A 23,430-nucleotide genomic window follows, 5' to 3' on the forward strand; every position below is an offset into this window, starting at 1 on the left:
TCAGTAGATCCTTGCGGATCGGCTGGCGGCGTTTTGCTTTTTATTCTGTCTCAACTCTGGATGTTTCATGAAGCAACTCACCATTCTGGGCTCGACCGGCTCGATTGGTTGCAGCACGCTGGACGTGGTGCGCCATAATCCCGAACACTTCCGCGTAGTTGCGCTGGTGGCAGGCAAAAATGTCACTCGCATGGTAGAACAGTGCCTGGAATTCTCTCCCCGCTATGCTGTAATGGACGATGAAGCGAGTGCGAAACTTCTTAAAACGATGCTACAGCAACAGGGTAGCCGCACCGAAGTCTTAAGTGGGCAACAAGCCGCTTGCGATATGGCAGCGCTTGAGGATGTTGATCAGGTGATGGCAGCCATTGTTGGCGCAGCTGGCCTGTTACCTACGCTTGCTGCGATCCGCGCGGGTAAAACCATTTTGCTGGCCAATAAAGAATCACTGGTCACTTGCGGACGTCTGTTTATGGACGCCGTAAAGCAGAGCAAAGCGCAATTGTTACCAGTCGATAGCGAACATAACGCCATTTTTCAGAGTTTACCGCAACCTATCCAGCATAATCTGGGATACGCTGACCTTGAGCAAAATGGCGTGGTGTCCATTTTGCTTACCGGGTCTGGTGGCCCTTTCCGTGAGACGCCATTGCGCGATTTGGCAACAATGACGCCGGATCAAGCCTGCCGTCATCCGAACTGGTCGATGGGGCGTAAAATTTCTGTCGATTCGGCTACCATGATGAACAAAGGTCTGGAATACATTGAAGCGCGTTGGTTGTTTAACGCCAGTGCCAGCCAGATGGAAGTGCTGATTCATCCGCAGTCAGTGATTCACTCAATGGTGCGTTATCAGGACGGCAGTGTTCTGGCGCAGTTGGGTGAACCGGATATGCGTACGCCAATTGCCCACACCATGGCCTGGCCGAATCGCGTGAACTCTGGTGTGAAGCCGCTCGATTTTTGCAAACTCAGTGCGTTGACATTTGCCGCACCGGATTATGATCGCTATCCATGCCTTAAACTGGCAATGGACGCGTTCGAACAAGGCCAGGCTGCGACGACTGCATTGAATGCCGCAAACGAAATCACCGTTGCAGCCTTTCTTGCGCAACAAATCCGCTTTACGGATATCGCCGCGTTGAATTTATCCGTACTGGAAAAAATGGATATGCGCGAACCACAATGCGTGGACGATGTGTTATCTGTTGATACGAACGCGCGTGAAGTCGCCAGAAAAGAGGTGACGCGTCTCGCAAGCTGAGGATAATCCGGCTACAGAGAGTCGTGCTATTTGTTAGCGTAGGGCTTCAGTGATATAGTCTGCGCCATCTGACCATAAGTAGTTGGCTTTATAAGGTCAGGTATGCCGTGGTTTTACACGGCTTTTTTTTGTATAGGCTTCAGTATTCCTGAGTACCGTAAACCCTGTCAGGGAATAAGAAACGCGTGATGTTGTCTGCTACTCAACCACTTAGCGAAAAATTGCCAGTACATGGCTGTCGTCATGTTGCGATCATTATGGACGGCAATGGTCGCTGGGCAAAAAAGCAAGGGAAGATTCGTGCCTTTGGGCATAAAGCCGGGGCAAAATCCGTCCGCCGGGCTGTCTCTTTTGCGGCCAACAACGGTATTGAGGCGTTAACGCTGTATGCCTTTAGTAGTGAAAACTGGAACCGACCAGCGCAGGAAGTCAGTGCGTTAATGGAACTGTTTGTGTGGGCGCTTGATAGCGAAGTAAAGAGTCTGCACCGACATAACGTGCGTCTGCGTATTATTGGCGATACCAGTCGCTTTAACTCGCGTTTGCAAGAACGTATTCGTAAATCGGAAGCGCTAACAGCCGGAAATACCGGTCTAACGCTGAATATTGCGGCGAACTACGGTGGACGTTGGGATATAGTCCAGGGAGTCAGGCAACTGGCTGAAAAGGTGCAGCAAGGAAACCTGCAACCAGATCAGATAGATGAAGAGATGCTAAACCAGCATGTCTGTATGCATGAACTGGCCCCTGTAGATTTAGTAATTAGGACTGGGGGGGAGCATCGCATTAGTAACTTTTTGCTTTGGCAAATTGCCTATGCCGAACTTTACTTTACAGATGTTCTCTGGCCCGATTTCGATGAACAAGACTTTGAAGGGGCGTTAAATGCCTTTGCTAATCGAGAGCGTCGTTTCGGCGGCACCGAGCCCGGTGATGAAACAGCCTGATGGGGGTCGCTTTTGCTGAAGTATCGCCTGATATCTGCTTTTGTGTTAATACCCGTCGTCATCGCGGCGTTGTTTCTGTTGCCGCCGGTGGGGTTCGCCATTGTAACGCTGGTGGTCTGCATGCTGGCAGCGTGGGAATGGGGACAGCTTAGCGGTTTTACCACTCGCTCGCAGCGAGTATGGTTGGCGGTGTTATGTGGGTTATTGTTGGCGCTGATGCTTTTTCTGTTGCCGGAATATCACCGAAATATTCATCAACCGCTGGTTGAAATCTCACTTTGGGCTTCGCTGGGTTGGTGGATTGTCGCGCTATTGCTGGTGCTGTTTTACCCAGGTTCCGCAGCAATCTGGCGTAACTCTAAAACATTGCGCATTATTTTTGGCGTGCTAACCATTGTTCCCTTCTTCTGGGGCATGCTGGCGTTACGGGCCTGGCACTACGACGAGAATCATTACAGTGGCGCAATATGGCTGCTCTATGTCATGATCCTGGTATGGGGCGCTGACTCTGGCGCATATATGTTTGGCAAATTGTTTGGTAAACATAAGCTGGCACCGAAGGTTTCTCCGGGTAAAACCTGGCAAGGCTTTATCGGTGGACTCGCAACTGCAGCGGTAATCTCATGGGGTTATGGCATGTGGGCGAATCTCGACGTCGCTCCCGTCACCTTACTCATTTGCTCTATTGTCGCAGCGTTAGCCTCAGTGCTCGGCGATCTGACCGAGAGTATGTTTAAGCGTGAAGCAGGAATTAAGGACAGCGGTCATTTAATTCCAGGACACGGTGGTATTTTAGATCGTATTGATAGTCTGACGGCTGCGGTACCGGTCTTTGCTTGCTTGTTGTTACTGGTATTCAGGACGCTTTAACGGAAGGTAATATGCTGAGTTTTCTCTGGGATTTGGCTTCGTTCATCGTTGCACTGGGTGTACTTATCACCGTGCATGAATTTGGTCATTTCTGGGTTGCCCGGCGTTGTGGTGTTCGCGTTGAGCGTTTCTCAATAGGTTTTGGCAAGGCGCTCTGGCGCCGAACTGATAAGCTAGGCACCGAATATGTCATCGCCCTGATCCCGTTGGGCGGTTATGTCAAAATGCTGGATGAGCGCGCAGAACCGGTTGTTCCGGAACTCCGCCACCATGCCTTCAATAATAAATCTGTCGGCCAACGTGCGGCGATTATTGCCGCAGGTCCGGTTGCAAACTTCATTTTTGCTATCTTTGCCTACTGGCTGGTTTTTATTATTGGTGTACCTGGCGTACGTCCGGTGGTTGGCGAAATAGCAGCCAATTCGATAGCTGCGGAAGCACAAATTGCACCAGGTACGGAACTAAAAGCCGTAGATGGTATCGAAACGCCTGATTGGGATGCCGTGCGTTTGCAGTTGGTCGATAAAATTGGCGATGAAAGCACCACCATTACGGTAGCGCCATTTGGCAGCGACCAACGACGGGATGTAAAGCTCGATTTACGTCACTGGGCGTTTGAGCCTGATAAAGAAGATCCGGTATCTTCGCTGGGGATTCGTCCTCGTGGCCCGCAAATTGAACCTGTACTGGAAAATGTGCAGCCAAACTCGGCGGCAAGCAAGGCAGGTTTGCAAGCAGGCGACAGGATCGTTAAAGTCGATGGTCAGCCCTTAACGCAGTGGGTGACCTTTGTGATGCTTGTCCGGGATAACCCGGGTAAATCCTTAGCGTTAGAAATCGAAAGACAGGGGAGTCCCTTGTCTTTGACATTAATCCCGGAGAGTAAACCGGGTAATGGTAAGGCGATTGGTTTTGTCGGTATTGAGCCGAAAGTCATTCCTTTGCCAGATGAGTATAAAGTTGTACGCCAGTATGGGCCGTTCAACGCCATCGTCGAAGCCACGGACAAAACGTGGCAGCTGATGAAGCTGACGGTCAGTATGCTGGGAAAATTGATCACCGGTGATGTGAAACTGAACAACCTCAGTGGGCCGATCTCTATCGCCAAGGGGGCTGGGATGACAGCGGAACTCGGGGTTGTTTATTACCTGCCGTTTCTTGCGCTTATTAGCGTGAACTTAGGGATAATTAACCTGTTTCCGTTGCCCGTACTTGATGGGGGGCATCTGCTGTTCCTTGCGATCGAAAAGATCAAGGGCGGACCGGTATCCGAGCGGGTTCAAGACTTTTGTTATCGCATTGGCTCGATTCTGCTGGTGCTGTTAATGGGGCTTGCACTTTTCAATGATTTCTCTCGGTTATGAGAGTTAGTTAGGAAGAACGCATAATAACGATGGCGATGAAAAAGTTGCTCATAGCGTCGCTGCTGTTTAGCAGCGCCACCGTATACGGTGCTGAAGGGTTCGTAGTGAAAGATATTCATTTCGAAGGCCTTCAGCGTGTCGCCGTTGGTGCGGCCCTCCTCAGTATGCCGGTGCGCACAGGCGACACGGTTAATGATGAAGATATCAGTAATACCATTCGCGCTCTGTTTGCTACCGGCAACTTTGAGGATGTTCGCGTCCTTCGTGATGGTGATACCCTTCTGGTTCAGGTAAAAGAACGTCCGACCATTGCCAGCATTACTTTCTCCGGTAACAAATCGGTGAAAGATGACATGCTGAAGCAAAACCTCGAGGCTTCTGGCGTGCGTGTGGGCGAATCCCTCGATCGCACCACCATTGCCGATATCGAGAAAGGTCTGGAAGACTTCTACTACAGCGTCGGTAAATATAGCGCCAGCGTTAAAGCTGTCGTGACCCCGCTGCCGCGCAACCGTGTTGACCTCAAGCTGGTGTTCCAGGAAGGTGTGTCAGCTGAAATCCAGCAAATTAACATTGTTGGTAACCATGCTTTCACCACCGACGAACTGATCTCTCATTTCCAACTGCGTGACGAAGTGCCGTGGTGGAACGTGGTAGGCGATCGTAAATACCAGAAACAGAAACTGGCGGGCGACCTTGAAACCCTGCGCAGCTACTATCTGGATCGCGGTTATGCTCGTTTCAACATTGACTCTACCCAGGTCAGTCTGACGCCAGATAAAAAAGGTATTTACGTCACGGTGAACATCACCGAAGGCGATCAATACAAGCTTTCTGGCGTTGAAGTGAGCGGTAACCTTGCCGGGCACTCCGCTGAAATTGAGCAGTTGACTAAGATCGAGCCGGGTGAGCTGTATAACGGCACCAAAGTGACCAAAATGGAAGATGACATTAAAAAGCTTCTCGGTCGCTACGGTTATGCCTATCCGCGCGTACAGTCGATGCCTGAAATTAACGATGCTGACAAAACCGTTAAATTACGTGTGAACGTTGATGCGGGTAACCGTTTCTATGTGCGTAAGATCCGTTTTGAAGGTAACGATACCTCGAAAGATGCCGTCCTGCGTCGCGAAATGCGTCAGATGGAAGGTGCATGGCTGGGGAGCGATCTGGTCGATCAGGGTAAGGAGCGTCTGAATCGTCTGGGCTTCTTTGAAACTGTCGATACCGATACCCAACGTGTTCCGGGTAGCCCGGACCAGGTTGATGTAGTCTACAAGGTGAAAGAACGTAACACCGGTAGCTTCAACTTCGGGATTGGTTACGGTACTGAAAGTGGCGTGAGCTTCCAGGCTGGTGTGCAACAGGATAACTGGTTAGGTACGGGTTATGCTGTTGGTATCAATGGGACCAAAAACGATTACCAGACCTATGCTGAACTGTCGGTAACCAACCCGTACTTCACCGTAGATGGCGTAAGCCTCGGTGGTCGTCTCTTCTATAATGACTTCCAGGCAGATGACGCCGACCTGTCCGACTATACCAACAAGAGTTATGGTACAGACGTGACGTTGGGCTTCCCGATTAACGAATATAACTCGCTGCGTGCAGGTCTGGGTTATGTACATAACTCCCTGTCCAACATGCAGCCTCAGGTTGCGATGTGGCGTTATCTGTACTCTATGGGTGAACATCCGAGTACCTCTGATCAGGATAACAGCTTCAAAACGGACGACTTCACGTTCAACTATGGTTGGACCTATAACAAGCTTGACCGTGGTTACTTCCCGACAGATGGTTCACGTGTCAACCTGACCGGTAAAGTGACCATTCCGGGATCGGATAACGAATACTACAAAGTGACGTTAGACACGGCGACTTATGTGCCGATCGATGACGATCACAAATGGGTTGTTCTGGGTCGTACCCGCTGGGGTTATGGTGATGGTTTAGGCGGCAAAGAGATGCCGTTCTACGAGAACTTCTATGCCGGTGGTTCCAGCACCGTGCGTGGCTTCCAGTCCAATACCATTGGTCCGAAAGCAGTTTACTTCCCGCATCAGGCCAGTAATTATGATCCGGACTATGATTACGAATGTGCGACTCAGGACGGCGCGAAAGACCTGTGTAAATCGGATGATGCTGTAGGCGGTAACGCTATGGCGGTTGCCAGCCTCGAGTTCATCACCCCGACGCCGTTCATTAGCGACAAGTATGCTAACTCGGTTCGTACTTCCTTCTTCTGGGATATGGGTACCGTTTGGGATACAAACTGGGATTCCAGCCAATATTCTGGATATCCGGACTATAGTGATCCAAGCAATATCCGTATGTCTGCGGGTATCGCATTACAATGGATGTCCCCATTGGGGCCGTTGGTGTTCTCCTACGCCCAGCCGTTCAAAAAGTACGATGGAGACAAGGCAGAACAGTTCCAGTTTAACATCGGTAAAACCTGGTAAGTGTTCTCCACAAAGGAATGTAGTGGTAGTGTAGCGATGACTTTAGGCGATCAATATAAGATCGCCGGGCCACGCAAAGAACTGCACCCTCCGGTGCAAATGGGATGGTAAGGAGTTTATTGTGAAAAAGTGGTTATTAGCTGCAGGTCTCGGTTTAGCACTGGCAACTTCTGCTCAGGCGGCTGACAAAATTGCAATCGTCAATATGGGCAGCCTGTTCCAGCAGGTAGCGCAGAAAACCGGTGTTTCTAACACGCTGGAAAATGAGTTCAAAGGCCGTGCCAGCGAACTGCAGCGTATGGAAACCGATCTGCAGGCTAAAATGAAAAAGCTGCAGTCCATGAAAGCGGGCAGCGATCGTACCAAACTGGAAAAAGACGTGATGGCTCAGCGCCAGACTTTTGCTCAGAAAGCGCAGGCTTTTGAGCAGGATCGCGCTCGTCGTTCCAACGAAGAACGCGGCAAACTGGTTACTCGTATCCAGACTGCTGTGAAATCCGTTGCCAACAGCCAGGATATCGATCTGGTTGTTGATGCAAACGCCGTTGCTTACAACAGCAGCGATGTAAAAGACATCACTGCTGACGTACTGAAACAGGTTAAATAAGTAATGCCTTCAATTCGACTGGCTGATTTAGCGCAGCAGTTGGATGCAGAACTACACGGTGATGGCGATATCGTCATCACCGGCGTTGCGTCCATGCAATCTGCACAAACAGGTCACATCACGTTCATGGTTAACCCAAAATACCGTGAGCATTTAGGCTTGTGCCAGGCGTCCGCGGTTGTCATGACCCAGGACGATCTTCCTTTCGCGAAAAGTGCCGCGCTGGTAGTGAAGAACCCCTACCTGACTTACGCGCGCATGGCGCAAATTTTAGATACCACGCCGCAGCCCGCGCAGAACATTGCACCCAGTGCAGTGATTGACGCGACGGCGAAGCTGGGTAACAACGTATCGATTGGCGCTAACGCGGTGATTGAGTCCGGCGTTGAACTGGGCGATAACGTGATTATCGGTGCCGGTTGCTTCGTAGGTAAAAACAGCAAAATCGGTGCAGGTTCGCGTCTCTGGGCGAACGTAACCATTTACCATGAGATCCAGATCGGTCAGAATTGCCTGATCCAGTCTGGAACAGTGGTAGGCGCAGACGGCTTTGGCTATGCCAACGATCGGGGTAACTGGGTGAAGATCCCACAGATTGGTCGCGTAATTATTGGCGATCGCGTGGAGATCGGTGCCTGTACTACTATCGATCGCGGTGCGCTGGATGACACCGTTATTGGCAATGGTGTGATCATTGATAACCAGTGCCAGATTGCACATAACGTCGTGATTGGCGACAATACGGCGGTTGCCGGTGGCGTCATTATGGCGGGCAGCCTGAAAATTGGTCGTTACTGCATGATCGGCGGAGCCAGCGTAATCAACGGGCATATGGAAATATGCGACAAAGTGACGGTTACGGGCATGGGTATGGTGATGCGTCCCATCACTGAACCAGGCGTCTATTCCTCAGGCATTCCGCTGCAACCCAACAAAGTCTGGCGCAAAACCGCTGCACTGGTGATGAACATTGATGACATGAGCAAGCGTTTGAAATCGCTTGAGCGCAAGGTTAATCAACAAGACTAACGTTCCATCTTTTGTTCGCCAAACTTTACGGCCTGTCTCATTCTTACGATTGCGGCAGGCCGTGTTATTATTGTCGTTTCTTATATTTTGACAGGAAGAGTATCTTGACTACTAACACTCATACTCTGCAGATTGAAGAGATTTTAGAACTTCTGCCGCACCGTTTCCCGTTCTTACTGGTGGATCGCGTGCTGGATTTTGAAGAAGGTCGTTTTCTGCGCGCAGTAAAAAATGTCTCTGTCAATGAGCCATTCTTCCAGGGCCATTTTCCTGGAAAACCGATTTTCCCGGGTGTGCTTATTCTGGAAGCAATGGCACAGGCAACAGGTATTCTGGCGTTTAAGAGCGTAGGAAAACTGGAACCGGGCGAGCTGTACTACTTCGCCGGTATTGACGAAGCGCGCTTCAAGCGCCCGGTCGTGCCAGGCGATCAAATGATCATGGAAGTCACTTTCGAAAAAACGCGCCGCGGCCTGACCCGTTTTAAAGGGGTTGCTCTGGTCGACGGTAAAGTAGTTTGCGAAGCAACGATGATGTGTGCTCGTAGCCGGGAGGCCTGATACGTGATTGATAAATCCGCCTTTGTGCATCCAACCGCCATTGTGGAAGAGGGCGCATCGATTGCCGCCAATGCTCACATTGGTCCTTTTTGTATCGTTGGACCCCATGTCGAAATTGGTGAGGGTACCGTACTGAAATCTCACGTTGTCGTGAATGGTCATACTAAAATTGGCCGCGACAATGAGATTTATCAGTTCGCCTCCATCGGCGAAGTCAACCAGGATCTTAAATATGCTGGCGAACCGACCCGTGTGGAAATCGGCGATCGTAACCGCATTCGCGAAAGCGTCACCATTCATCGTGGCACAGTCCAGGGCGGTGGATTGACGAAGGTGGGCAGCGACAACTTACTGATGATCAACGCGCACATTGCGCACGATTGTACGGTAGGTAACCGCTGCATCCTCGCCAACAACGCAACGCTGGCGGGTCATGTATCGGTAGACGACTTCGCGATCATCGGCGGCATGACCGCAGTCCATCAGTTCTGCATCATTGGTGCACACGTGATGGTTGGCGGTTGTTCCGGTGTGGCGCAGGACGTCCCTCCTTATGTCATTGCGCAGGGTAACCACGCAACGCCGTTCGGTGTCAACATCGAAGGGCTGAAGCGCCGCGGATTCAGCCGTGAGGCGATTACCGCTATCCGCAATGCGTATAAGCTGATTTATCGCAGCGGTAAAACGCTCGATGAAGTGAAACCGGAAATTGCCGAACTGGCGGAAACATATCCGGAAGTAAAAGCCTTTACCGATTTCTTTGCACGCTCAACGCGCGGTCTGATTCGTTAATGACTGAACAGCGTCCATTAACGATTGCCCTGGTCGCCGGAGAAACCTCCGGCGATATCCTGGGGGCCGGTTTAATCCGTGCTCTGAAAAAACGTGTGCCCAACGCCCGCTTTGTTGGCGTTGCCGGGCCACGGATGCAGGCTGAAGGCTGCGAAGCCTGGTACGAAATGGAAGAGCTGGCGGTGATGGGCATTGTTGAAGTGCTCGGTCGTCTGCGTCGCTTACTGCATATTCGTGCCGATCTGACAAAGCGTTTTGGCGAACTGAAGCCAGATGTTTTTGTCGGCATTGATGCACCTGACTTCAATATTACCCTCGAAGGTAATCTTAAAAAGCAGGGTATCAAAACCATTCATTACGTCAGTCCGTCCGTCTGGGCGTGGCGACAGAAACGCGTTTTCAAAATAGGCAGAGCCACCGATCTGGTGCTCGCATTTCTGCCTTTCGAAAAAGCGTTTTATGACAAATACAACGTGCCGTGCCGTTTTATCGGTCACACCATGGCTGATGCCATGCCGTTAGATCCAGATAAAAATGCCGCCCGTGATGTGCTGGGGATCCCTCACGATGCTCACTGTCTTGCGTTGCTGCCGGGAAGTCGTGGTGCGGAAGTGGAGATGCTGAGTGCCGATTTCCTGAAAACGGCCCAGCTTTTGCGTCAGACATATCCCGATCTCGAGATCGTGGTGCCGCTGGTGAATGCCAAACGCCGCGAGCAGTTTGAGCGTATTAAAGCTGAAGTCGCACCGGACCTTGCTGTTCATCTGCTGGATGGAATGGGCCGTGAGGCGATGGTCGCCAGTGATGCGGCGCTACTGGCGTCGGGTACGGCAGCCCTGGAGTGCATGCTGGCGAAATGCCCGATGGTGGTGGGATATCGCATGAAGCCTTTTACCTTCTGGCTGGCGAAGCGGCTGGTGAAAACCGAGTATGTCTCGCTGCCAAATTTGCTGGCGGGCAGAGAGTTAGTCAAAGAGTTATTGCAGGAAGAGTGTGAGCCGCAAAAACTGGCTGCGGCGCTGTTACCGCTGTTGGCGAATGGGAAAACCAGTCACGCGATGCACGATACCTTCCGTGAACTGCATCAGCAGATCCGCTGCAATGCCGATGAGCAGGCGGCACAAGCCGTTCTGGAGTTAGCACAATGATCGAATTTGTTTATCCGCACACGCATCTGGTTGCGGGTGTGGATGAAGTCGGACGCGGGCCGTTAGTTGGCGCGGTCGTCACCGCTGCGGTGATCCTTGACCCGGCGCGCCCGATTGCCGGGCTGAATGATTCCAAAAAGCTGAGCGAAAAACGCCGTCTGGCGCTCTGCGAAGAGATCAAAGAGAAAGCGTTGAGCTGGAGTCTGGGCCGCGCGGAACCCCACGAAATCGACGAGCTGAATATTTTACACGCGACCATGCTGGCGATGCAGCGCGCCGTCGCGGGGCTGCATATTGCGCCAGAATATGTGTTGATTGATGGTAACCGCTGCCCAAAATTACCGATGCCTGCGATGGCAGTGGTGAAAGGCGATAGCCGCGTACCGGAAATCAGTGCCGCGTCTATCCTGGCGAAAGTCACGCGCGACGCTGAAATGGCGGCGCTGGATATTGTTTTCCCGCAATATGGTTTTGCCCAGCACAAAGGGTATCCAACTGCTTTTCATCTGGAAAAACTGGCTGAATATGGCGCGACTGAATATCATCGTCGTAGCTTTGGGCCTGTCAAACGCGCACTGGGACTTGCGTCCTGATTCTTGTGTCGAGATTAAGTAAACCGGAATCTGAAGATGTCTGAACCACGTTTCGTACACCTGCGGGTGCATAGCGACTACTCGATGATCGATGGCCTGGCCAAAACCGCGCCGCTGGTAAAAAAGGCGGCGGCGTTGGGTATGCCAGCACTGGCGATCACCGATTTCACCAACCTTTGCGGTCTGGTGAAGTTCTACGGAGCGGGACATGGCGCAGGGATTAAGCCCATCGTCGGGGCAGATTTTAATGTCCAGTGCGACCTGCTGGGTGATGAGTTAACCCACCTGACGGTGCTGGCGGCGAACAATATCGGCTATCAGAATCTGACGTTGCTGATCTCAAAAGCGTATCAGCGCGGGTACGGTGCCGCTGGGCCTATCATCGATCGCGACTGGCTTATCGAATTAAACGAAGGGCTGATCCTCCTTTCCGGCGGGCGCATGGGCGACGTCGGGCGCAGTCTTTTGCGTGGTAACAGCGCGCTGGTAGATGAGTGCGTTGCGTTTTATGAAGAGCACTTCCCGGATCGCTATTTTCTCGAACTGATCCGAACCGGCAGGCCGGACGAAGAAAGTTATCTGCACGCGGCAGTGGAACTGGCGGAAGCGCGCGGTTTGCCCGTCGTGGCGACCAATGACGTGCGCTTTATCGACAGCAGCGACTTTGACGCGCACGAAATCCGCGTCGCGATCCATGACGGCTTTACTCTCGACGATCCCAAACGCCCGCGTAATTATTCGCCGCAGCAATATATGCGCAGCGAAGAGGAGATGTGCGAGCTGTTTGCCGACATCCCCGAAGCCCTTGCCAACACTGTTGAGATCGCCAAACGCTGTAACGTGACTGTGCGTCTGGGTGAATACTTCCTGCCGCAGTTCCCGACCGGGGACATGAGCACCGAAGATTATCTGGTCAAGCGTGCAAAAGAAGGCCTGGAAGAGCGTCTGGCATTTTTATTCCCTGACGAGGAAGAACGTCTTAAGCGTCGCCCGGAGTATGACGAGCGTCTGGATACTGAACTTCAGGTTATCAACCAGATGGGCTTCCCGGGTTACTTCCTCATCGTTATGGAATTTATCCAGTGGTCGAAAGATAACGGCGTACCGGTAGGGCCAGGCCGTGGTTCTGGTGCAGGGTCACTGGTGGCTTACGCGTTAAAAATCACCGACCTCGATCCGTTGGAATTTGACCTGCTGTTCGAACGTTTCCTTAACCCGGAACGTGTCTCCATGCCTGACTTCGACGTTGACTTCTGTATGGAAAAACGCGACCAGGTTATCGAACACGTGGCAGATATGTACGGCCGTGATGCGGTATCGCAGATCATCACCTTCGGTACAATGGCGGCAAAAGCGGTGATCCGCGACGTAGGCCGCGTGCTGGGGCATCCGTACGGCTTTGTCGATCGTATCTCGAAACTGATCCCGCCAGATCCGGGGATGACGCTGGCGAAAGCGTTTGAAGCCGAGCCGCAACTGCCGGAAATCTACGAAGCGGACGAAGAAGTTAAGGCGCTGATCGACATGGCGCGCAAACTGGAAGGGGTCACCCGTAACGCTGGTAAGCACGCCGGTGGGGTGGTTATCGCGCCGACTAAAATTACCGATTTTGCGCCGCTTTATTGCGATGAAGAGGGCAAACATCCGGTCACCCAGTTTGATAAAAGCGACGTTGAATACGCCGGACTGGTGAAGTTCGACTTCCTTGGTTTGCGTACGCTCACCATCATCAACTGGGCGCTGGAGATGATCAACAAGCGGCGGGCAAAGAATGGCGAGCCGCCGCTGGATATCGCCGCGATCCCGCTGGATGACAAGAAAAGCTTCGACATGCTGCAACGCTCGGAAACCACGGCGGTATTCCAGCTTGAATCGCGCGGCATGAAGGACCTGATCAAGCGCCTGCAACCTGACTGCTTCGAAGATATGATCGCACTGGTGGCACTGTTCCGCCCCGGCCCGTTGCAATCAGGGATGGTGGATAACTTTATCGACCGTAAACATGGTCGCGAAGAGATCTCCTATCCGGACGTGCAGTGGCAGCATGAAAGCCTGAAACCGGTACTGGAGCCAACCTACGGCATCATCCTGTATCAGGAACAGGTCATGCAGATTGCCCAGGTGCTTTCTGGTTATACCCTCGGTGGCGCGGATATGCTGCGTCGTGCGATGGGTAAGAAAAAGCCGGAAGAGATGGCCAAGCAGCGTTCTGTATTTGCTGAAGGCGCAGAAAAGAACGGGATCAACGCCGAACTGGCGATGAAAATCTTCGACCTGGTGGAGAAATTCGCTGGTTACGGATTTAACAAATCGCACTCTGCGGCCTATGCTTTGGTTTCATATCAAACGTTATGGCTGAAAGCGCACTATCCAGCGGAGTTTATGGCGGCAGTAATGACCGCCGATATGGACAACACCGAGAAGGTGGTGGGCCTGGTGGATGAGTGCTGGCGGATGGGGCTGAAAATCCTGCCACCAGATATAAACTCCGGTCTTTACCATTTCCACGTCAACGACGACGGCGAAATCGTGTATGGTATTGGCGCGATCAAAGGGGTAGGTGAAGGTCCGATTGAGGCGATCATCGAAGCCCGTAATAAAGGCGGCTATTTCCGTGAACTGTTTGATCTCTGCGCCCGTACAGACACCAAAAAGTTAAACCGGCGAGTGCTGGAAAAACTGATCATGTCCGGGGCGTTTGACCGTCTTGGGCCACACCGTGCGGCGCTGATGAACTCGCTGGGCGATGCGTTAAAGGCGGCTGATCAACACGCGAAAGCAGAAGCCATCGGTCAGGCCGATATGTTCGGCGTGCTGGCAGAAGAGCCGGAACAAATTGAACAATCCTACGCCAGTTGCCAACCGTGGCCGGAGCAGGTGGTGTTAGATGGGGAACGTGAAACGTTAGGTCTGTACCTGACGGGACACCCTATCAACCAGTATTTAAAAGAGATTGAGCGTTATGTCGGAGGCGTAAGGCTGAAAGACATGCACCCGACAGAACGTGGTAAAGTCACCACGGCTGCGGGGCTCGTTGTTGCTGCGCGGGTTATGGTCACCAAGCGCGGCAATCGTATCGGTATCTGCACGCTGGATGACCGTTCCGGGCGGCTGGAAGTGATGTTGTTTACTGACGCCCTGGATAAATACCAGCAATTGCTGGAAAAAGACCGCATACTTATCGTCAGCGGACAGGTCAGCTTTGATGACTTCAGCGGTGGGCTTAAAATGACCGCTCGCGAAGTGATGGATATTGACGAAGCCCGGGAAAAATATGCTCGCGGGCTTGCTATCTCGCTGACGGACAGGCAAATTGATGACCAGCTTTTAAACCGACTCCGTCAGTCTCTGGAACCCCACCGCTCTGGGACAATTCCAGTACATCTCTACTATCAGAGGGCGGATGCACGCGCGCGGTTGCGTTTTGGCGCGACGTGGCGTGTCTCTCCGAGCGATCGTTTATTAAACGATCTCCGTGGCCTCATTGGTTCGGAGCAGGTGGAACTGGAGTTTGACTAATACAGGAATACTATGAGTCTGAATTTCCTTGATTTTGAACAGCCGATTGCAGAGCTGGAAGCGAAAATCGATTCTCTGACTGCGGTTAGCCGCCAGGATGAGAAACTGGATATTAATATCGATGAAGAAGTGCATCGTCTGCGTGAAAAAAGCGTAGAACTGACGCGTAAAATCTTCGCCGATCTCGGTGCATGGCAGATTGCGCAACTGGCACGCCATCCACAGCGTCCTTATACCCTGGATTACGTTCGCCTGGCCTTTGATGAATTTGACGAACTGGCTGGCGACCGCGCGTATGCAGACGATAAAGCTATCGTCGGGGGTATCGCCCGTCTCGATGGTCGTCCGGTGATGATCATTGGTCATCAAAAAGGTCGTGAAACCAAAGAAAAAATTCGCCGTAACTTTGGTATGCCAGCGCCAGAAGGTTACCGCAAAGCACTGCGTCTGATGCAAATGGCTGAACGCTTTAAGATGCCAATCATCACCTTTATCGACACCCCGGGGGCTTATCCGGGCGTGGGCGCAGAAGAGCGCGGTCAGTCTGAAGCCATTGCACGCAATCTGCGTGAAATGTCTCGCCTTAGCGTACCGACTATTTGTACCGTTATCGGTGAAGGTGGTTCTGGCGGCGCACTGGCGATTGGCGTGGGCGATAAAGTGAATATGTTGCAATACAGCACCTATTCCGTTATTTCGCCGGAAGGTTGCGCGTCCATTCTGTGGAAGAGCGCCGACAAAGCACCGCTGGCGGCTGAAGCGATGGGGATCATCGCTCCGCGTTTGAAAGAACTGAAACTGATTGACTCCATCATCCCGGAACCGCTGGGTGGTGCTCACCGTAACCCGGAAGCGATGGCGGCGTCTCTGAAAGCGCAGCTGCTGGCGGATCTGGCCGATCTCGACGTGTTAAGCACTGAAGATTTAAAAAATCGTCGTTATCAGCGCCTGATGAGCTACGGTTACGCGTAATTCGCAAATGTTCTGAAAAGGGTCACTTCGGTGGCCCTTTTTTATCGCCATGGTTTGAGCGGGCTATGATTAAGGAAGGATTTTCCAGGAGGAACACATGAATATCATTGCCATTATGGGACCGCATGGCGTCTTTTATAAAGATGAGCCCATCAAAGAACTGGAGTCGGCGCTGGTGGCGCAAGGTTTTCAGATTATCTGGCCACAAAACAGCGTTGATTTGCTGAAATTTATCGAACACAACCCACGAATATGCGGCGTGATTTTTGACTGGGATGAATACAGTCTCGATTTATGTAGCGATATCAATCACCTTAATGAATATCTCCCGCTTTATGCCTTCATCAATACTCACTCGACGATGGATGTCAGCGTGCAGGATATGCGGATGGCGCTCTGGTTCTTTGAATATGCGCTGGGGCAGGCAGAAGATATCGCCATTCGTATGCGTCAGTACACCAACGAATATCTCGATAACATTACCCCGCCATTCACTAAAGCCTTGTTTACTTATGTCAAAGAGCGGAAGTACACCTTTTGTACGCCGGGGCATATGGGCGGCACCGCGTATCAGAAAAGCCCGGTAGGCTGTCTGTTTTATGATTTTTTCGGCGGGAATACCCTCAAGGCGGACGTCTCTATTTCGGTAACCGAGCTAGGTTCGTTGCTCGACCACACCGGGCCACATCTGGAAGCGGAAGAGTACATCGCACGGACTTTCGGCGCGGAACAGAGTTATATCGTCACCAACGGAACATCGACGTCGAACAAAATTGTGGGTATGTACGCCGCGCCATCCGGCAGTACGCTGTTAATTGACCGCAACTGCCATAAATCACTGGCGCATCTGTTGATGATGAACGATGTAGTGCCGGTCTGGCTGAAACCGACGCGTAATGCGTTGGGGATTCTGGGTGGGATCCCGCGACGAGAATTTACCCGCGACAGTATCGAAGAGAAAGTCGCTGCTACCACGCAGGCACAATGGCCGGTTCATGCGGTGATCACCAACTCAACCTATGATGGCTTGCTCTACAACACCGACTGGATCAAACAGACGCTGGATGTCCCCTCGATCCACTTCGATTCCGCCTGGGTCCCGTATACTCATTTTCATCCGATCTATCAGGGCAAAAGTGGTATGAGTGGCGATCGGGTGGCAGGAAAAGTTTTCTTCGAAACGCAATCGACCCACAAAATGCTGGCGGCGTTGTCGCAGGCATCACTGATCCACATTAAAGGTGAGTACGACGAAGAGGCGTTTAATGAAGCCTTTATGATGCATACCACCACCTCGCCCAGTTATCCCATTGTTGCTTCGGTTGAGACAGCGGCGGCGATGCTGCGTGGTAATCCGGGCAAACGGCTGATTAACCGTTCAGTAGAACGAGCGCTGCATTTTCGCAAAGAGGTCCAGCGGCTGCGGGAAGAGTCTGACGGCTGGTTTTTCGATATCTGGCAACCGCCGCAGGTGGATGAAGCCGAATGCTGGCCCGTTGCGCCTGGCGAACAGTGGCACGGCTTTAACGATGCGGATGCCGATCATATGTTTCTCGATCCGGTTAAAGTCACTATTTTGACACCGGGGATGGACGAGCAGGGCAATATGAGCGATGAGGGGATCCCGGCGGCGCTGGTGGCAAAATTCCTCGACGAACGTGGGATCGTAGTAGAGAAAACCGGCCCTTATAACCTGCTGTTTCTCTTTAGTATTGGCATCGATAAAACCAAAGCAATGGGATTATTGCGTGGGTTGACGGAATTTAAGCGCTCTTACGATCTCAACCTGCGGATCAAAAATATGCTGCCCGATCTCTATGCAGAAGATCCCGATTTTTATCGCAATATGCGTATTCAGGATCTCGCGCAAGGGATACATAAGCTGATTCGTAAACACGATCTTCCCGGTTTGATGTTGCGGGCATTTGATACTTTGCCGGAGATGATCATGACGCCACATCAGGCCTGGCAACGACAGATTAAAGGTGAAGTAGAAACTATTGCGCTGGAACAACTGGTCGGTAGGGTATCGGCAAATATGATCCTGCCTTATCCACCGGGCGTACCGCTGTTGATGCCTGGAGAAATGCTGACCAAAGAGAGCCGCACAGTACTCGATTTTCTACTGATGCTTTGTTCCGTAGGGCAACATTACCCCGGCTTTGAAACGGATATTCACGGCGCGAAACAGGACGAAGATGGCGTTTACCGCGTACGAGTCCTAAAAATGGCGGGATAACTTGCCAGAGCGGCTTCCGGGCGAGTAACGTGCTGTTAACAAATAAAGGAGACGTTATGCTGGGTTTAAAACAAGTTCATCATATTGCGATTATTGCGACGGATTATGCGGTGAGCAAAGCTTTCTACTGCGATATTCTTGGTTTCACGCTGCAAAGCGAAGTCTATCGCGAAGCGCGCGACTCGTGGAAAGGGGATTTGGCGCTTAATGGGCAATATGTGATTGAGCTTTTCTCATTTCCGTTCCCGCCGGAGCGCCCCAGCCGACCGGAAGCTTGCGGCCTGCGTCATCTGGCTTTTAGCGTTGATGATATCGATGCGGCAGTGGCGCACCTTGAAAGCCATAACGTGAAGTGTGAAGCTATCCGTGTCGATCCCTACACGCAAAAACGCTTCACGTTCTTTAACGATCCTGACGGGCTGCCGCTGGAACTGTATGAGCAGTAAGGCTTGTCATCGCGGCATTTGCCCGGTAACGTGCCGGGCATTGCTACTGTAAAATCGCACCATCATGACACTCACGCTCAATAGACAACTTCTCACCTCACGCCAGATTCTGGTGGCCTTTAGCGGCGGGCTTGACTCCACCGTTCTGCTGCATCAGTTGGTGCAGTGGCGGACGGAAAATCCGGGCGTCACCCTGCGCGCTATTCATGTGCATCACGGTTTAAGTGCCAATGCCGATGCCTGGGTTATGCATTGCGAGAACATCTGCCACCAGTGGCAGGTGCCGCTGGTGGTTGAGCGTGTGCAACTTGCGCAAGAGGGGCTAGGTATTGAGGCTCAGGCGCGGCAGGCACGTTATCAGGCATTTGCTCGTACCCTGTTACCTGGTGAAGTGCTGGTTACAGCGCAACATCTCGACGATCAATGTGAAACGTTTCTGCTGGCGTTAAAACGTGGTAGCGGCCCTGCAGGGCTTTCGGCTATGGCGGAAGTCTCGGAGTTTGCCGGAACGCGGCTGATCCGACCGTTGCTCGCCCGCACACGGGGAGAACTGGAGCAGTGGGCGTTGGCGCATGGTTTACGTTGGATTGAAGACGAAAGTAATCAGGACGACTCATACGATCGTAACTTCCTGCGCCTACGCGTAGTGCCGTTATTGCAGCAGCGTTGGCCGCATTTTGCCGAAGCAACGGCCCGCAGCGCCGCACTTTGTGCTGAGCAAGAGAGCCTGCTGGATGAACTGCTGGCAGATGATTTAGCACACTGTCAAACGCCGCAGGGGACGCTGCAGATTGCGCCAATGCTGGCGATGAGTGATGCCCGTCGCGCGGCGATTATCCGCCGCTGGCTGGCAGGGCAGAATGCACCGATGCCTTCCCGCGACGCGTTGGTGAGGATCTGGCAGGAAGTGGCGCTGGCGCGAGAAGATGCTTCCCCCTGTTTACGTTTGGGGGCGTTTGAAATCCGCCGCTATCAATCGCAACTGTGGTGGATTAAATCCGTCACTGGGCAAAGCGAAACCATTGTGCCGTGGCAGACGTGGTTACAACCGCTGGAATTACCGGCGGCGCTGGGAAGTGTACAGCTTACTGCGGGAGGCGATATTCGCCCTCCGCGTGCAGACGAAGCGGTCAGCGTGCGTTTCAAAGCGCCAGGATTGCTGCATATTGTCGGGCGCAATGGTGGGCGTAAGTTAAAGAAAATCTGGCAGGAACTGGGCGTACCGCCGTGGTTGCGTGACACCACGCCACTGCTGTTTTATGGCGAAACGCTGATTGCAGCGGCAGAGGTATTTGTGACGCAAGAAGGTGTGGCTGAAGGTGAGAATGGCGTAAGTTTTGTCTGGCGGCGAAACGCTTAGTTAAGTGAAAGCCGGATAAGACGCATCAAACGTCGCATCCGGCGAAAGTCAATCAGGACTCGCTCACCACCACCGTACCGATTTCCGGGTGGCTAAAGCTGGTAATTTTATCCAGACGTAGCTCGCGGGTTTCGCCAGCAGCTTCGACGACCAGATATTCCACATTTTTGCGGGAGACTAAATCGCTGGCCTTCCCCTGCAGTTTTTCGCCATCTTTCAGCTCAAGTGTCAGCATTAAATGATGCTGGCAGGCGAGCTCAAGATTATCGTAATCATCACAATTGATTGGTTGATACGTATCATTCATTGACATAATCGCTCACCAGTAAGTTTGCCGCAGCGTATGCTGCTTTTTCCCTGACAGCCTCAGAAAGGGCATCGTCGGCAGCCATTTCATTCAGCACTTTCAAAACGCAGCCCAGCGCGTCCGGAACGTATCCTAAGTCTCCGCTGGCGATTTCCGCGTACCGCTTGCGTATTAACTCACAATATTTTTCCACATGCCCTCCTGTCAGCACTCTGACTTAACCGTGGATGCAAGTCTAAGCCTACGAAGATAAACTCTGTTTCGCAAGGTGACTATACCACACTCATTTCTGCAATATCAGCGTCGCAACTGCACGTATTCCGTTACAATGGCCTCCTGATTCGAAAGGAGTTTTCTTATGGCGCTTAAAGCGACAATTTATAAAGCGACGGTTAATGTGGCCGATCTCGACCGCAACCAGTTTCTCGATGCCTCTCTGACGCTGGCGCGCCACCCTTCAGAAACACAGGAGCGCATGATGCTGCGCCTGCTGGCGTGGCTGAAATATGCCGATGAGCGTCTGCAATTTACCCGAGGTTTGTGTGCCGATGATGAGCCGGAAGCGTGGCTGCGTAATGATCATCTGGGCATTGATTTGTGGATTGAACTGGGATTGCCGGATGAGCGGCGGATTAAGAAAGCCTGCACCCAGGCCGCAGAAGTGGCGCTGTTTGCCTATAATAGTCGGGCGGCGCAAATCTGGTGGCAGCAAAATCAGAGCAAATGTGCGCAGTTTGCCAATCTTTCCGTCTGGTATCTGGACGACGAGCAACTGGCAAAAGTGAGCGCCTTTGCCGATCGTACCATGACGCTGCAGGCAACGATTCAGGATGGGGTGATTTGGTTATCGGATGATAAGAATAATCTGGAAGTAAACTTAATCGCCTGGCAACAACCTTCATGATTATGATTTCCCGACATGTGGCTATCCCCGATGGCGAGCTTGAGATCACCGCCATTCGTGCGCAGGGCGCGGGCGGGCAGCATGTGAATAAGACCTCAACGGCTATTCATCTACGTTTTGACATTCGAGCGTCCAGCCTGCCAGAGTATTACAAAGAGCGTCTGCTAGCCGCCAGCCATCATTTGATCAGCAGTGATGGAGTAATTGTCATCAAGGCACAGGAATATCGCAGCCAGGAACTGAACCGCGAAGCGGCGCTGGCACGGTTGGTGGCAGTGATTAAAGAATTAACAACAGAACAAAAAACCCGGCGACCGACACGACCTACCCGCGCATCAAAAGAGCGCAGGCTGGTATCGAAAGCACAAAAATCAAGCGTGAAGGCGTTGCGCGGCAAAGTGCGCGGCGGTCGGGAATAAAAAGAAGGAATGGATGGTGAAAAAAGCGATAGTGACAGCGATGGCTGTAATCAGCCTCTTTACACTGATGGGATGTAATAATCGGGCCGAAGTCGATACGCTTTCCCCGGCGCAGGCCGCTGAACTGAAGCCGATGCCGCAAAGCTGGCGCGGCGTATTGCCGTGTGCTGATTGCGAAGGTATCGAAACCTCTCTGTTCCTCGAAAAAGACGGAACATGGGTGATGAATGAGCGTTATCTGGGGGCTCGTGAAGAACCTTCCTCTTTCGCCTCCTACGGTACATGGGCGCGAACCGCTGACAAACTGGTATTAACCGACAGTAAAGGTGAAAAGTCATATTATCGGGCGAAAGGAGATGCGCTGGAGATGCTCGATCGTGAAGGCAATCCGATCGAATCGCAGTTCAACTATACACTGGAACCGGCAAAGTCCAGCCTGCCAGTGACGCCGATGACTCTACGCGGCATGTATTTTTATATGGCTGATGCGGCAACCTTTACTGATTGTGCGACCGGAAAACGTTTCATGGTAGCGAATAACGCTGAGCTGGAACGGGGCTATTTGGCTGCCCGCGGCAACAGCGAGAAACCGGTGTTACTGTCAGTAGAAGGTCACTTTACGCTTGAGGCTAATCCGGATACTGGTGCGCCGACCAAAGTATTTGCGCCTGATACGGCAGGTAAATTTTACCCGGACCAGGATTGCAGTAGTTTGGGGCAGTAATTGAACGCCGGAGCATTCTCCGGCTTTTATCACCGAGTCAGACCAACAAAGCGACTCGCTTTAATATAAATCCCTGGCTTCAAGTGCCCAATATACTCTAATTGCGTTTCTGGCTTAAACGCAGAGACATCGCCAGTACGCATATGCATCAGATCGGCAGGGCTAATCCAGCCAGACTGTGCCAGCGTAAGCGGATGTCCGGCTTTGGCAAATGCATCAGTGACAAATTCCGAACAAAACCACGACTTTTTGTCTCCTTCGCTCACACTGCTTAACTGCGCTTTCGCCAGGCCGCTGACGCACTGTTGGCGAAAATCCTCGGAGAACGGATTCAGTGAGCACATCTGGCGAGTCACCATAAATGGAATAAATTCGACAATGCCGCGATAGTTATAACCGCTATCTTTGATTTTATTGGCAAACGCGGTAATTTCTGTGGCTTGTTGCGGGGTAAGATCCGGGACTCGTAAGACGAAAAGCTTATCACTATGCTTCATCGCTTTTTTAAGGGAAACAATCTGGACGCCATCTCCTGTCGCTTCTGCAACGTTATTATCTCCCAAAAAGATTGCAACGTGGCTCACTGAGGAAGTGCTGAAGACGCGGATACCAAATGAGGTTACCCCGAGGCTTGAGGAGAACAGTAAATCGCCGGGTTTGAGATCAGGTTCTGTTATTTCTTTTATTGATTGTTCGGTGAAAGAGCTTTGATGCTGGAATTTGACTGCCCATGTTTTTGCCTCGGCATCTACCGCTGTGGCTGATGAGTCTGGCTGGCTGATATCAACGGTACAGGCCGAAAGTGAAAGAAAGCAGGGGAGAAGCAGGCACCAGTGCGCCTTTGGTTTATCCATTTTATACAATCCATGTAAAAAAGGGTCCTGAAATTCAGGACCCTTTCTGG

The 23,430-nt window shown here is 52.0% G+C and carries 22 protein-coding genes; 19 read left to right on the forward strand and 3 right to left on the reverse strand.

Annotated elements, in window-relative coordinates; translation table 11 throughout:
* The first annotated feature begins 67 nt into the window (after positions 1–67).
* From ispC to tilS, 16 genes are all read left to right on the forward strand, one after another.
* A complete protein-coding gene (gene ispC / locus BEB54_RS08540) occupies positions 68–1,264 on the forward strand; it encodes a 1-deoxy-D-xylulose-5-phosphate reductoisomerase (protein ID WP_032183242.1) in 1,197 nt (398 codons plus the stop codon).
* Between the two features lie 188 nt (positions 1,265–1,452).
* Positions 1,453–2,211 (forward strand): (2E,6E)-farnesyl-diphosphate-specific ditrans,polycis-undecaprenyl-diphosphate synthase, encoded by a 759-nt coding sequence (ispU, locus tag BEB54_RS08545; protein WP_001517776.1) that lies wholly within the window; start codon positions 1,453–1,455, stop codon positions 2,209–2,211.
* A 12-nt stretch (positions 2,212–2,223) separates the two neighbouring features.
* Complete coding sequence (cdsA, locus tag BEB54_RS08550; protein ID WP_000922437.1) at positions 2,224–3,081, forward strand: phosphatidate cytidylyltransferase; 858 nt, start codon at positions 2,224–2,226, stop codon at positions 3,079–3,081.
* An 11-nt stretch (positions 3,082–3,092) separates the two neighbouring features.
* Complete coding sequence (rseP, locus tag BEB54_RS08555; RefSeq protein ID WP_001295561.1) at positions 3,093–4,445, forward strand: sigma E protease regulator RseP; 1,353 nt, start codon at positions 3,093–3,095, stop codon at positions 4,443–4,445.
* 29 nt (positions 4,446–4,474) lie between these two features.
* Complete coding sequence (gene bamA, locus BEB54_RS08560; protein ID WP_001240896.1) at positions 4,475–6,907, forward strand: outer membrane protein assembly factor BamA; 2,433 nt, start codon at positions 4,475–4,477, stop codon at positions 6,905–6,907.
* A 121-nt stretch (positions 6,908–7,028) separates the two neighbouring features.
* Positions 7,029–7,514: a molecular chaperone Skp gene (skp, locus tag BEB54_RS08565; RefSeq protein ID WP_000758956.1), complete on the forward strand. Its 486-nt coding sequence runs from the start codon at positions 7,029–7,031 to the stop codon at positions 7,512–7,514.
* 3 nt (positions 7,515–7,517) lie between these two features.
* Positions 7,518–8,543, forward strand: coding sequence for a UDP-3-O-(3-hydroxymyristoyl)glucosamine N-acyltransferase (lpxD, locus tag BEB54_RS08570; protein WP_001139282.1), 1,026 nt, complete (start codon positions 7,518–7,520; stop codon positions 8,541–8,543).
* Between the two features lie 104 nt (positions 8,544–8,647).
* Positions 8,648–9,103: a 3-hydroxyacyl-ACP dehydratase FabZ gene (gene fabZ, locus BEB54_RS08575; RefSeq protein WP_000210739.1), complete on the forward strand. Its 456-nt coding sequence runs from the start codon at positions 8,648–8,650 to the stop codon at positions 9,101–9,103.
* A gap of 3 nt (positions 9,104–9,106) precedes the next feature.
* Complete coding sequence (gene lpxA / locus BEB54_RS08580) at positions 9,107–9,895, forward strand: acyl-ACP--UDP-N-acetylglucosamine O-acyltransferase (protein ID WP_000565958.1); 789 nt, start codon at positions 9,107–9,109, stop codon at positions 9,893–9,895.
* Positions 9,895–11,043 (forward strand): lipid-A-disaccharide synthase, encoded by a 1,149-nt coding sequence (gene lpxB, locus BEB54_RS08585; protein WP_088541424.1) that lies wholly within the window; start codon positions 9,895–9,897, stop codon positions 11,041–11,043. Before lpxA ends, lpxB begins: the two co-directional genes overlap by 1 nt.
* Positions 11,040–11,636 (forward strand): ribonuclease HII, encoded by a 597-nt coding sequence (gene rnhB, locus BEB54_RS08590; RefSeq protein ID WP_088541423.1) that lies wholly within the window; start codon positions 11,040–11,042, stop codon positions 11,634–11,636. Before lpxB ends, rnhB begins: the two co-directional genes overlap by 4 nt.
* 36 nt (positions 11,637–11,672) lie before the next feature.
* Positions 11,673–15,155, forward strand: coding sequence for a DNA polymerase III subunit alpha (gene dnaE / locus BEB54_RS08595; RefSeq protein ID WP_001294736.1), 3,483 nt, complete (start codon positions 11,673–11,675; stop codon positions 15,153–15,155).
* A gap of 12 nt (positions 15,156–15,167) precedes the next feature.
* Entirely contained in the window at positions 15,168–16,127 is a 960-nt protein-coding gene (accA, locus tag BEB54_RS08600) for an acetyl-CoA carboxylase carboxyl transferase subunit alpha (RefSeq protein ID WP_000055746.1), read from the forward strand.
* Positions 16,128–16,224: 97 nt separating this feature from the next.
* Positions 16,225–18,366 carry a lysine decarboxylase LdcC gene (gene ldcC / locus BEB54_RS08605; protein ID WP_105277307.1) on the forward strand — a complete coding sequence of 714 codons (2,142 nt, stop codon included), beginning with the start codon at positions 16,225–16,227 and terminating at the stop codon, positions 18,364–18,366.
* Positions 18,367–18,422: 56 nt separating this feature from the next.
* Positions 18,423–18,812 (forward strand): VOC family protein, encoded by a 390-nt coding sequence (locus BEB54_RS08610; protein ID WP_000901098.1) that lies wholly within the window; start codon positions 18,423–18,425, stop codon positions 18,810–18,812.
* A gap of 64 nt (positions 18,813–18,876) precedes the next feature.
* Positions 18,877–20,172, forward strand: coding sequence for a tRNA lysidine(34) synthetase TilS (gene tilS / locus BEB54_RS08615; RefSeq protein ID WP_105277308.1), 1,296 nt, complete (start codon positions 18,877–18,879; stop codon positions 20,170–20,172).
* Positions 20,173–20,224: 52 nt separating this feature from the next.
* Here the strand turns inward: tilS and rof are convergent, their stop codons facing one another.
* Both rof and BEB54_RS08625 read right to left on the reverse strand, forming a co-directional pair.
* Positions 20,225–20,485, reverse strand: coding sequence for a Rho-binding antiterminator (rof, locus tag BEB54_RS08620; protein ID WP_000062318.1), 261 nt, complete (start codon positions 20,483–20,485; stop codon positions 20,225–20,227).
* On the reverse strand, positions 20,472–20,672 hold the full coding sequence (locus BEB54_RS08625) for a YaeP family protein (protein ID WP_000417058.1): 201 nt from the start codon (positions 20,670–20,672) through the stop codon (positions 20,472–20,474). The genes rof and BEB54_RS08625 overlap by 14 nt, the downstream gene beginning before the upstream one ends.
* 165 nt (positions 20,673–20,837) lie before the next feature.
* Between BEB54_RS08625 and BEB54_RS08630 the strand changes: the two genes are divergently transcribed.
* The 3 genes from BEB54_RS08630 to nlpE are packed head-to-tail and all read left to right on the forward strand — an operon-like array spanning position 20,838 to position 22,526.
* On the forward strand, positions 20,838–21,383 hold the full coding sequence (locus BEB54_RS08630) for a YaeQ family protein (RefSeq protein ID WP_001185281.1): 546 nt from the start codon (positions 20,838–20,840) through the stop codon (positions 21,381–21,383).
* Positions 21,380–21,802: an alternative ribosome rescue aminoacyl-tRNA hydrolase ArfB gene (gene arfB / locus BEB54_RS08635; RefSeq protein WP_000605341.1), complete on the forward strand. Its 423-nt coding sequence runs from the start codon at positions 21,380–21,382 to the stop codon at positions 21,800–21,802. The genes BEB54_RS08630 and arfB overlap by 4 nt, the downstream gene beginning before the upstream one ends.
* A gap of 13 nt (positions 21,803–21,815) precedes the next feature.
* On the forward strand, positions 21,816–22,526 hold the full coding sequence (gene nlpE / locus BEB54_RS08640) for an envelope stress response activation lipoprotein NlpE (RefSeq protein ID WP_105277309.1): 711 nt from the start codon (positions 21,816–21,818) through the stop codon (positions 22,524–22,526).
* A gap of 29 nt (positions 22,527–22,555) precedes the next feature.
* On the opposite strand, the gene BEB54_RS08645 is transcribed toward nlpE, so the two are convergent.
* Positions 22,556–23,380: a YaeF family permuted papain-like enzyme gene (locus BEB54_RS08645; protein ID WP_105277310.1), complete on the reverse strand. Its 825-nt coding sequence runs from the start codon at positions 23,378–23,380 to the stop codon at positions 22,556–22,558.
* Between the last annotated feature and the right edge of the window lie 50 nt (positions 23,381–23,430).

The organism is Escherichia sp. MOD1-EC6021 (genome assembly GCF_002965245.1).
GTDB classification, from domain to species: domain Bacteria; phylum Pseudomonadota; class Gammaproteobacteria; order Enterobacterales; family Enterobacteriaceae; genus Escherichia; species Escherichia coli_F.